Origin of the sequence: Variovorax rhizosphaerae (assembly GCF_037889975.1) — a bacterium.
Classification (GTDB): domain Bacteria; phylum Pseudomonadota; class Gammaproteobacteria; order Burkholderiales; family Burkholderiaceae_C; genus Variovorax; species Variovorax rhizosphaerae.
On the sequence record NZ_JBBKZT010000061.1, the window covers coordinates 1 to 10,925 of the forward strand.

At 63.3% G+C, this 10,925-nt stretch carries 10 protein-coding genes and 2 pseudogenes; 8 read left to right on the forward strand and 4 right to left on the reverse strand.

Features of this window, described 5'->3' with window-relative positions; all coding sequences use genetic code 11:
* Nucleotides 1-598: 598 nt before the first annotated feature.
* Together WKW82_RS39370 and WKW82_RS39375 are read right to left on the reverse strand one after the other, a co-directional pair.
* Nucleotides 599-931: pseudogene (locus WKW82_RS39370) on the reverse strand (ester cyclase).
* A gap of 60 nt (nt 932-991) precedes the next feature.
* Nucleotides 992-1,477, reverse strand: a complete 486-nt coding sequence (locus tag WKW82_RS39375) for a DUF2938 domain-containing protein (RefSeq protein ID WP_340348651.1) — start codon at nt 1,475-1,477, stop codon at nt 992-994.
* 480 nt (nt 1,478-1,957) lie between these two features.
* Here WKW82_RS39375 and WKW82_RS39380 point away from each other — a divergent pair, with 480 nt between their 5' ends.
* A complete protein-coding gene (locus WKW82_RS39380; protein WP_340348652.1) occupies nt 1,958-2,770 on the forward strand; it encodes a helix-turn-helix domain-containing protein in 813 nt (270 codons plus the stop codon).
* Between the two features lie 185 nt (nt 2,771-2,955).
* On the opposite strand, the gene WKW82_RS39385 is transcribed toward WKW82_RS39380, so the two are convergent.
* Complete coding sequence (locus WKW82_RS39385) at nt 2,956-3,663, reverse strand: IS6 family transposase (RefSeq protein ID WP_340348659.1); 708 nt, start codon at nt 3,661-3,663, stop codon at nt 2,956-2,958.
* A 171-nt stretch (nt 3,664-3,834) separates the two neighbouring features.
* Here WKW82_RS39385 and WKW82_RS40770 point away from each other — a divergent pair.
* From WKW82_RS40770 to WKW82_RS39405, 5 genes and pseudogenes are all read left to right on the forward strand, one after another.
* A pseudogene (locus WKW82_RS40770) lies at nt 3,835-4,089 on the forward strand (transposase); the annotation flags it as partial.
* A gap of 143 nt (nt 4,090-4,232) precedes the next feature.
* Nucleotides 4,233-4,355, forward strand: a complete 123-nt coding sequence (locus WKW82_RS40775; RefSeq protein ID WP_479694191.1) for a transposase — start codon at nt 4,233-4,235, stop codon at nt 4,353-4,355.
* Nucleotides 4,356-4,685: 330 nt separating this feature from the next.
* Nucleotides 4,686-6,203, forward strand: coding sequence for a M28 family peptidase (locus tag WKW82_RS39395; protein WP_340348653.1), 1,518 nt, complete (start codon nt 4,686-4,688; stop codon nt 6,201-6,203).
* 116 nt (nt 6,204-6,319) lie between these two features.
* The gene (locus WKW82_RS39400) at nt 6,320-7,027 is read left to right on the forward strand and encodes a TolC family protein (RefSeq protein WP_340348654.1); all 708 of its coding nucleotides are present in this window, start codon (nt 6,320-6,322) and stop codon (nt 7,025-7,027) included.
* Nucleotides 6,955-7,158, forward strand: a complete 204-nt coding sequence (locus WKW82_RS39405; RefSeq protein WP_479694190.1) for a TolC family protein — start codon at nt 6,955-6,957, stop codon at nt 7,156-7,158. The genes WKW82_RS39400 and WKW82_RS39405 overlap by 73 nt, the downstream gene beginning before the upstream one ends.
* Before the next feature lie 49 nt (nt 7,159-7,207).
* On the opposite strand, the gene WKW82_RS39410 is transcribed toward WKW82_RS39405, so the two are convergent.
* Nucleotides 7,208-8,179, reverse strand: coding sequence for an IS1595 family transposase (locus WKW82_RS39410; protein WP_340348656.1), 972 nt, complete (start codon nt 8,177-8,179; stop codon nt 7,208-7,210).
* 115 nt (nt 8,180-8,294) lie between these two features.
* On the opposite strand from WKW82_RS39410, the gene WKW82_RS39415 reads away from it, so the two are divergent.
* Together WKW82_RS39415 and WKW82_RS39420 are read left to right on the forward strand one after the other, a co-directional pair.
* A complete protein-coding gene (locus WKW82_RS39415; protein ID WP_340348657.1) occupies nt 8,295-9,764 on the forward strand; it encodes an efflux RND transporter periplasmic adaptor subunit in 1,470 nt (489 codons plus the stop codon).
* A gap of 559 nt (nt 9,765-10,323) precedes the next feature.
* Nucleotides 10,324-10,925, forward strand: a 602-nt coding sequence (locus WKW82_RS39420) for a hypothetical protein (RefSeq protein WP_340348658.1), incomplete at its 3' end; no start/stop codon positions are given.

The following is a 10,925-nucleotide window of genomic DNA, read 5'->3' on the forward strand; positions in this document are numbered from 1 at the left end:
GACGCAGGTAGTTCGGATTCGCCTGCACGATGACGTGGGTTGGTCCTTCCAGCACGGCCATGAAGCTCGGCGACTGTTCGAAGAGCATCCCGAGCCGCTCTGCGTGGGCCGCGCCGTTTGAGCCGGCGCGAGCCGGGAAACCACCGACGCCTGATTCCTGCCCTGACATCGAAGGTGTCCCACTGGTGAGATGCGCATTCGTCGCGCGTTTCGCCGACACGGCCAGCAAAAGGAGGTGGCCCAAGCGGATCGTGCCTCAGCCATTCCATTTTTGCACTGATGAACAAGATCAACTGGCGCTAGCCCGGAACAGCGACAACTTGCGTAGGCGTAGCGCCCGCAGGAGTGTCGGAGGAATGTCCATTTCTGGCCCGCATTCTGCCGTCCCTCCCGCGCGCTCACGCGCCATCGATCGTCGGGCGTGGGAGGCAACGAAACGTTGTTCCCCTCCGGGTCGCGAAAGACCGTCCTGGTTGGCCCGACGGTACCCTGATGGCCAACGGTGGCCGGCCGGCGCTCCATCGCGTGGTCGCCGGACTGTGGACCACTCTAGCTTCTCGAGGGCCAACTTGTCGATGACTGACCAGACGCGGCAGATCTATCCGCCCTCGAATTCATAGAGGACGTTTTCGGTGAAGCGCACTTGCCTCCCGTTGACCGGCAGCCCAAGGAACTTGCCTCGCGGCGCGCAGTTGAACTGCAGACGGCTGGCGATTCTCGGAGGCTCGGCGACAAGCAGCTGGACGTCAAAAAACACGTCCGGAATTTCCTGGAAGTCCTTCTCCAACATCTCGCGATAACCCGCAAGACCAAGTTGACGCCCATTGTGGGAAGCCTGGTCGTGCACGTATCGACCCAAACTCGCCCAGTTTTGGCTATTGAGTCACGAGATGTAGTCAAGGTCGATGCGGGTGAGTTGCTTCGCGGTCATGCTCCCACCTTCTCGGATGGCGGCAGCTGCTGAATTGAGTTCCCAGCAGCGAGTCGGGCGTCAAAAGTATGCGATGCCTGCAGCGGCGACGTACAGGCCGGCTCCAAACACCGCGTGGTTCGCAAAGGTGCGCACGCAGCTCCTGACAGGAGCCGTGGTGTTGGAGCCGGCAAAGCCAGACCCCATGGCCGGTTGCATCACGAACAGCGGCACGACCACCGTGACCAACCCGAAGACAAGCGCTGGGAGGATGGTGGGCTGACCTGCCCAATCGGCCCCCATGAACGCAACGAGCACGGCGGCGTAGGCGATGCCCGCACCATAATGGGCAAGCCAGCCCAGTGGGTGTTCGCCTCGTACCGGCGCCGCCTCGGCGATGGACGCATGCGCAAACCGCCCTTGCGCCATCTGCCCGACCCACCTGCCAACCAGCCGCCAATCGGTGGTAGGTACGCCGAGTCGGGAGAGGACGAGCAGCCACATATCCATGACCGCTGTGGCGACGACGCCGATGAGGATGACGAGGCCGATGCTCGGGATTGACATGAAGCTCTCCTTTTCGCGATGCGTTGCAGTGGTCCAGCCACGTCTCGGTGTACCCGACGCGGACTCGAGGGAAGTGGCAGTCCTTCCAGTTGTCTCAGGAGGCGCAGCCGCAAGTGGGCGAATCCGCCGTGGCGCAATCACAGCCAGTGCAGTCGCAACTTGCGCAGTTGCAAATGACGCAGTCGCAGCTGCCGCACTTGCAGGTTGCGCATCCGGAGCAGGTCGGTTGACTGGTAGCGGAGGAAGCCGCGGCGGCTTGGGTGCAGGTGGCGAAAGAAGTCATTTGAAAGCTCCAGAAGGGGTTGGTGAGGTTTCAATTTTTCGCGTAATGACCGTTTTGGACTTGAACACAGCGGCTAGATTTGCAGCCTTTTCATTCAACACCACCGTCGGGCGGTCGCTGCCGAGCCCACCCGCCAGGGCGGCCGCCGGGTTATCGCTTTCGTGGCACACTAAACTCGTGGCAGAGCCGTTCAACCAATGAGCACACAGCCCGCAACCCGCTACCGCGGCGATTTCGTAGCCTGGACCGGCGTTTGCGGGTTCATAGGCGAAGGCGGCGGTGCTCCCATCGAGCCGCACTCGCATTACGCCATCCAGTTGGTCTTGGGCGCTCCAGCGGGCCTGCGTGTGCAACTCGGCCGCCACGGTGAATGGCAGGCGTGTGCCGCAGCTTTGGTGCCGTCCCGGTCCGTACACACCATCGACGTGAACGACTGCGACATGAGCTTGGTTCTGTTTATCGAGCCGGAGACTCCTGAGGGGAAGGCACTGGCCACTCGCCTGCAACATGGGCCTGAGTTCCTCGACACCGACACGGTGGCGGTCGCTGCAAAGCGTTTGGAAAGAGCTTGGCGGTTCGAGAAGAGCGTCGAAGCGGTGCGAGCGGTGTGCATGCAGCTTGTCCGGGACCTGTCCGGAGCGGCGCCTCGGGAGCCGTCCGACCCGCGCGTACTTGCTGCCATCGAGTACATCCGCCAGCGGGTCGACGAGAGCGTTTCACTCCCCGAAGTGGCCAATGCGGTGAATCTCTCGCCGGAGCGCTTCCGGCACCTGTTTGTTGAGCAAACGGGCATGCCCCTGCGGACTTACGTCCTGTGGCGGCGACTCTTGCATGTGTTGACACTGCTCATGGCCGGGCAAAATCTCTCGGCTGCGGCGCACTCGGCCGGCTTCGCGGACTCTGCGCACCTGTCGCGCACGGCGCGAACGATGTTCGGGCTGCCGCCCTCTGTATTGCAGATGCGCGGCCCCTTGAGCTCGCAGACGCGCGAGCAACATCACTTATCCTGAAGGAATGGGCCGGTGAGCGTTCTCAAGAATGCAGCCAGGGCCTGTCTATCAGGAGCGGAAAGGCGGACGGCCTGCCGGTCAGTGAGATCCGATGTGGCATCCACCGTCCATGGCTTGGGAAGTCTTAACGGTTCTGGTGCAAAGTTTCGACGTAGCCCAATGACGTCTCCAGAAGGCCGCGCAGGTCATGCCGTAAGCACAGCCTTCCAGATCGCGGGCGCGGCTTGGCCCCGAACACGCAGCCGACCGAGATTGAACTGACCCTTGCGAACTCGGTGCACCAACTCGACGCCGGCAATCGTCACCGCGGCACGGTCGAAGACCTTGAAGCCGAGCATCGGATTGATGCGTGACTTTACGCCTCGATGGTCTTGTTCGATCATGTTGTTGAGGTATTTCGACGATCGCAGCCGCGTGTCTTTCCAGCGTGAGCTGTGCGCGGGCAACTCTGGCACCGCGCGGTGCGAGGCGGCATAGCCATCCAGCGTGATGCTGACCGGCGGTCGCCCTTGTGTCTTCAGCGCCTTGCGAAAGAACGCCTTGGCCGCCTTCACGTCGCGGTTGGCGCTCAAGCGAAAATCAACTGTCTGACCATCTCGATCGACGGCACGATAGAGATAGGTCCACTTGCCGCGGATCTTCACATAGGTCTCGTCGACGCGCCATGGGCGGCCGGCCTTGCGAGCGAATCGATTCCAACGCTTCTCGAACTCGGGCACGAACCGCTGGACCCAGTGCATGATCGTCGTATGGGCCAAGCCCAGGCCGCGCTCGGCCATCATTTCCACCAGGTCACGCAAGCTCAGTTTGAAGCGCAGGTACCAGCGAACGCACAGGACGATGACCTCTCGCTCGAAGTGCCGGCCCTTGAACAGTTCGTCCATGCTTTGCAGCCTCTGCGCCATAGATCCGCCTTCAGTTCAAAAGCTACAGGGTACCGGAGCCGCGATTTGCACCAGAGCCGCGACGAGGACGGCAACCCCAAGGGCGGGCGCTACAAGCGCGAGTTCGGCGTGCCCGAAGCGAAGGCACAAGACAACTTCACCGACCCCGACAGCCGCATCATGAAGCGCGCCGGTGGTGGCTTTGATGCCAGCTACAACGCGCAAACGGCGGTGGACGACACGGCGCACATCATCGTGGCTGCCGATTTGAGCAACAACGCTGGCGACACGCACCAGTTGGTGCCGATGCTGCAAGCGGTCAAGGCCAACATCGGCGAGCTCCCCCGGCAAGGCCTGGCCGATGCGGGCTACCGCAGCGAAGACAACTTCGAGCGGCTCGCGGGCCTGCCCATCGAGATGGTGGTGGCCCTGGGTCGCGAAGGCAAGCAGCACGCGCAGATCGATCCCGACACCCATCCGCACACGGTGGCGATGGCCACCAAGCTGCAGACCGACCAAGGCCGTGCGGCCTATCCTATCGCAGACGCAAGTGGATCGCAGAGCCGCCCAACGGCTGGATCAAGAGCGTGCTGGGGTTCCGTCAGTTCAGCCTGCGAGGACTGCACCGCGTGCAAGCCGAATTCAAGCTCATCTGCTTGGCGCTGAATCTGCGGCGCATGGGCGCCATGCAAACCGCATGAAGGCAGCACGATGAGCCAACTCCACCGCAGTGTTGTGCCTCAGAGCGGCGCTACGCTGCCTCTGACGCTCAAGATCACCGTATCGACGGGCGCAACCGCGCGAATTGGCGCACCGCGCCCCGATTCGAGCGACGTCGTGAGCTCGGCAAATTTCTGCCGCCCACGCTCCTAGGCCCCGTTCATTGGTGCACATCTTTTTGTCTGGCCACCAAGGCAGCCTTGGCATTGTCGGGCGGGGGCATCTACCGGTTGGCAAACGGCGATGCGTGGGGAATACTTGCCGCACCGTTCCTTCGGTCCATCAACGAACCTGAACAAGGAGACGATTAGATGAAGCACCTTCTGAAGTTGATGAGCCTACCCGCGGCCGTCGTTGCCTGCGCGGCTCTGGCACCGGCATTCGCCGCCGTCTCGATCGACACCGTCGCCTTGCGCAACGCGGTCACCGTCGATGGCGTGCGCGCTCACCAGTTGGCGCTGCAGGGCATTGCCGACGCGAACCAAGGCACGCGGGTCGCCGGCAGCCCCGGTCACGATGCGTCGGCCGCGTATGTCTATAACAAGCTCGCCGCAGCCGGCTACCAGGTGTCGTATCAGCCGTTCGAGTTCGCCTTCTTCCAGCGAACCGCTGATTCCGTCGTCCAGCAGCTGGCGCCGAGCCCGAAGGTGTATGCATACGGCGTCGACCAGTTCACGATGGATTACTCAGGCAGCGGCGTCGTAAGCGCCGCAGTACAGGCGGTGGACCTGCTGCTGCCGCCGACCGGTGGATCAACGAGCGGCTGCGAGGCCGCGGATTTCGCCGGATTCTTCGCCGGCCGTATCGCGCTGATCCAGCGCGGCACCTGCACGTTCCAGCTAAAGGTCGCGAATGCCGTGACGGCCGGCGCGGTTGGCGTGGTCATCTTCAACGAAGGCAATACGCCCGATCGCGAACCCCTGTTCGGCGGCACGCTCGGCGCTCCGGTCAGTATTCCGGTGATCTCCACGAGCTTCGCGGTCGGCCAAGAACTGAATGGGCTGATCGGCAGCGGCCTGCAGCTGCGTCTGCAAACCAGCACCATCTCGGAACTGCGCACGACCAACAACGTGATTGCCGACAGCCCCGGCGGCCGGTCAGACCGAATCGCCGTCGTCGGCGCCCACCTCGACTCGGTAGCCGAAGGCCCCGGCATCAACGACAACGGCAGTGGCAGCGCCATGATCCTCGAGATTGCGTTGAAGATGGCCGAGTTGCGGATCCAGCCAGTCAACAAGGTGCGGTTCGCATTCTGGAGCGCCGAGGAATCGGGGCTGCTCGGCTCGCTGCATTACGTCAACAGCCTGAGCAAGCGCGACATCAAGAACATCGCCGTCAATCTCAATTTCGACATGGTCGGCTCGCCGAACTTCGTCCGCTTCGTCTACGACGGCGATGGATCCGCCACCCCGCTCGCCGGCCCGAATGGCTCGAAGGTGATCGAGGACGTGTTTCTCGACTTCTTCGCGAGCCAGGGCCTGCAGAACGCCCCGACCGCCTTCGACGGCCGTTCGGACTACGGTCCGTTCATCGACGTCGGTATTCCGGCCGGCGGGCTGTTCACCGGCGCCGAAGGAATCAAGAGCATCGAGCAGGCCGCGTCGTACGGCGGCACGGCTGGCGTGGCTTACGACCCCTGCTACCACCTCGCCTGCGACACCTACTTCAACAACAGCGACATTGCGCTCGACCAATTGTCGAACGCGGCGGCCCATGCGGTTTTGACGTTCGCGATGACGACATCGGCAGTGAACGGCACCGACAAGGGCAAGGGAAGCGGCCAGTACAAGGGTAAGCTGCCGTACTTCGGCTCGCGCCTCCAGCGGTAGCGGTCCCGAGTCGACAGCCGATGCGACGACTCGCCCGGCTTGCCCCGAGCGAACGCTGGGAGGCGGGGTGAGTTTCTGCTCAGAGATCGGCAGCACCTGCGCGTCACCTCGGCGTTATGCAAGCAACCTCGATCAGGTTCGCGGCCGACCGTGGCAGCGATGTGGCACGCCTTGATCTGCAGACGCGCCGGCAAGCCGTGCGTGCGGCGGTGGCCACGGCGTACTTCGACCTGCTCGCAGTGCAGGAGCGGGTGCGCGTGGCGGAGGCTGCGCTCGCCGGCGTGCAACGCTCGGCCCGTGCCGCGACGCAGCGGGTGGCGGCCGGCAAGGTCTCGCCGGTGGAAGAGACGAAAGCGCGCGAGGCCGAAGCCGGCATGCGCATCGAACTCACGCAGGTGCGCAGTGAGGAAATCGGTGCGCGATCGCGGCTGGCCACCGCGATCGGCCAGTCCATCGACGGCTATGTGCTCGATGGTTCGCTCGACGCACTGCCGCCGATGCCTTCCGACGAGACGTTTCGCAGCAAGATGGAGAACGCCCCGGCCGTGAACCGTGCCGAACTCGAGGTGGCGCGCCGGACGGCGCTGACGGCGGTCGAGAACTCGCGCAAGTTTTCGGACGTCATGGTCAGCTTGGGCGGCAAGCGCAACAACGAGCTCGGCCTGAACCAGGCCGTCATCGGAGCGAGGCCACTCAGGTCCGCGAGCGTTTGCTGGCGGCTCGTACCGAGGCCATCGCCCTGGGTGCCGACGTGCTGCCTGGCGCGCAGAGCGCGTTCGACGCTTCCACTCGCGGATTCGAACGGGGCAAGTTCAGCTTCCTGAAAGTGCTCGATGCCCAGCGCACGCTCCAGCAGGCGCGCACGCAGTACCTGCGCTCACTGGCCGAAGCGCACCGCGCGGCGGTCGACCTGAACCGAATTCTTGGCGTCGATGCGATGCCGGCCACCCCATGAATCGCAGAGCAGCTTCCATGAACAACTTCCCACCCAAAAAACAACCTGATTAGGTAGCAAATTCAGCTGTCATAGCCGTGCGCATACTGACCTCACGAGCCGGTAACTGGACGGCGCACGAGGCCAGCAACGCTGGCATGAGTTGGGTGAGGTCGAAGCGCCGATTGAAGCGGTACTGAAACTCGGCCAGGTAACGCGGGGCGTAGTGATCGGTCTTGAAGCCACGGAAGGTAGTGTTCATCCACATCTTCAGGTTGCCCAGCAAAGTATTGATCGCTTTGAAGCGAGCGTGTTGGACGTTCGCCTTGGCGGTACCTGTGTTGTGGATGATGGGCTCGTGACTGCACGCGGCCGACTTCACGCCCACAAAGCCCGACAGCCCGTCGCTGACGACGTGCGTCGAGGTCCACAACGCCTTTACTGCCCAGCGCGCTACCGTGGGGACTCTCCAGTCTGGCAAGACGTCCAGCCGGGCGTAAATGGCTTGGCCGTCAGGTGTCGTCTGGACGGCCGCGATAAGCGGCGCCTTGTTCTCCGAGCCGCGGCCGCGCTTGCCGCCAGTACGTTCACCGCCGATGAAAGCATCGTCAATCTGGACGAGGTCGCCAAGCCGTCGGTCGCGCTCTTGCTCGAACATCACCAGCATGAGCTTGTGCTTGACCAGCCAGGCGGTGCGATAGCTGACGCCCAGGTGCCGATGCAATTCGAGCGCCGACATGCCGGTCTTGGTCTGGGTCAGCAAGTACATGGCCAGGAACCAGGTGTTCAGCGGCAGCTTGCTGGCATCGAAGATGGTGCCCGCTGTCAGGCTGGTCTGGGTGCGGCAGGCCGTGCATTGCCAGTAGGTCCTCCCCGAGCGCTCGAACCGACTGTGGTCGGCTCCATCGCACGACGGGCAACGAAAGCCTGCAGGCCAGCGTGCGTCCAACAGCGCCCGGCGGCACTGTGCTTCGGTACCGAAGCGGGCGTGAAACGCGTGCAGCGACATCCCTCGCTGGAACTGGACTCGATTCATAGGCATACGCACCTCCGTGTGCAATGCCTTGATCGTCCAGCATCACAGGCTCACTGCGTGAGCCCGGCTGAACTTGCTACCTAATCAGGAAAAACAATGGATCGCGATCGTCGCGGTGCTCGTGATCACCGCCGTTCTGGGCGCATTGATCCTGCGCGACAAGATGCTCGCAAGCGGCGGCGATGGACGCGGCCATGCGGAGGCGAGTCACGGCGAAGAGCACAAGGACGAGCACGGAGAAAAGGACGGGCATTCTGAAAAGGACGGCCATGTTGATAAAGACGGGCACTCTGAAAAGGAAGAGCGCGCTCAAGAGGCAGCACCGGCACCCACCAAGGGCCCGCATGGCGGCAAGCTGCTGAAGGACGGCAACTACGCGGTCGAGGTGACTATCTTCGAAACCGGTCGGGAACCCCAGTTCCGCCTCTACACCTATGTCGACGGCAAGCCGGTCGACCCCGCGCAAAGCCAGGTGCAGCTGACGATCGAACGTCTCGGCCAGCCGCCCCAGGCCTTCGCTCTGGCCAAGGAAGGCGACTACCTCGCAGGGAACGTGACCGTCGACGAGCCCCATTCGTTCAAGGTGAAAGTGACCGCCACCCATGCGGGCAAGACGCACCAGTTGGGCTACGAGCAGGTCGAGGCCCGCGTAACGATGACGGACGCGCAGATGAAAGCGGCGGGCGTGGACCTGGGCACCGCCGGCCCGGCGCTGATCGGCAGCACACTGCGACTGACTGGCGAGGTGAAATACAACAGCGACCGCACGGTGCAGGTGGTGCCGCGACTGGCTGCGCTGGTCGAGGAGGTCAAGGCCAGCGCAGGGGATGCCGTTCGCAAGGGCCAGGTGCTGGCCGTCCTCAGCAGCCAGGGCCTGTCCGATCAGCGCGCCGAACTGCTGGCCGCGCAACGCCGCCTCTCGCTCTCACGCACGACCTACGAACGCGAGCGCAAGCTCTGGGAAGAAAAGATCTCCGCCAAGGAGGACATGCTGCAAGCCCAAGCTGCGATGGAGGAGGCTTCCATTGCCGTGCAGAGCGCCCAGAACAAGCTCGCGTCGCTGGTCGGAGTCGCCGCAGGCGGCAGCCTCACCCGCTACGAACTGCGCTCGCCGATCGACGGCATCGTCACCGAAAAGCGGCTCTCCCTCGGGGAGTCCGAGAGGGAAGACAGCGCCGTCTTCACCGTCGCCGACCTGTCGACTGTCTGGGTCGAGGCCGCCGTGGGTGCGCGTGATCTCAGCAGCGTCGTCAGCGGCCTGCCGGTGGTGGTCAAAGCCAACGCCTTCGAGGCGCAAGCCAACGCGAAGATCAACTACATGAGCGCGCTCGTCGGCGAACAGACGCGCCACGCCTTGGCGCGCATCGTGCTGGCCAATCCCAAGGGCATCTGGCGGCCTGGGTTGTCCGTCAAGGTCGACGTGCTCATCGAGGAGAAGCAGGTCGCGGTGGCGGCCGATGCGGTACAGGACCTGCGCGACTGGAAGGTGGTGTTCGGCCGCTACGGCACGGCGCTGGAGGCGCGGCCACTGGAGCTCGGCATCAGCGATGGCAAGCACGTCGAAGTGCGCGGCGGCTTGCGCGCGGGTTGAAATCAGCTTCGTTCGGAACTCCGGGTGAAGCCGTGCCCCCAGCGGCGTGCTCTGCAAAAACATAGTTCAGGTTTGAAGTCGTCCCTCTCTGGTCACGCTACTGGGGGCAGCAGGCCTGGACACGGCCGACGCGAACTTCTTTTCACGAGAAGAGTTCTGCGATCGACACCTCAAGTGGCGGGCGTCACATCTTGAGTTGTCTGTCGCGTTCGTATCACTCCGGGGCCGCCAGCCCCCAGGGCGCTACGTCCTTCACCTCAACTGCACCAGCTTCTTGATCGCTTCCATTTGCTCCGATGCCGCCGCGTGAGATGAGCCATCGCGTCGGCTTGCGACTGGCACCCCATCTCGGCCAGTTCTCTCATGTGAGCGAGCGTTCTCTCGACGGCCTTGCGGGCAATCTCTCTTTGTCTGGACGGATCAGGGCTGATTGCCGCCCGGGCCGCTTCCTGCATGCTCAGCATTGCTTGGATAAGCATCTCATATCAGCCTAAGCCGGCAGAGCCGGAACCAAACAAGTAATACGATCGCCGGCGAACCGATGGCGAGGTGAGCGACCATGGCAACGACGGCACTGGCAGATCGATATGCGGCGAACCTTCACGGCGTGCTGTCGTGCTACGACAGGATCATCGTGACAGGCACCTTGCCCGGGGCGTGCTACGCGGGCGGGATGACCAGCTTTCTGTACGCGAACGGTATCCGGATATTTGACTACCCGCGCTTTGCCGAGCCGCTGCGCGAGCGAATCCGAGAGCGTGCGCAGCAAGTTTGCGAAGCCGCCGGCGTGCGCATCGAACACGTCAACAAGAGCCACATCCGCAAGGAAGACCTGGTAGCGCGCGTGCTGGCTGTTCGAGGTGACGCGCCAGGGCTGGTCCATGTGATCTCGGCCATGGAGGCATGTGCGAGCTACAAGCCCTGGCTGGACAAGAGCAACGGACATGTCTACCTGAGAGCCGATCAGGGCAAGTGCCTGCACTACTATTTTTACTTCATCGACGAGGAATTCGGCCTGTGCTACCTGCGCGTGCCGACTTGGGCGCCGTTTGGCTTGCAGTTCTATTGCAACGGTCACAGCGAACTGGCGTGCTCGCTGCGGCGCGAGGGCATCGAGTTCGTGCAGGAGGACAACGCCTTCTTGCGCGTGGCTGATCTGGC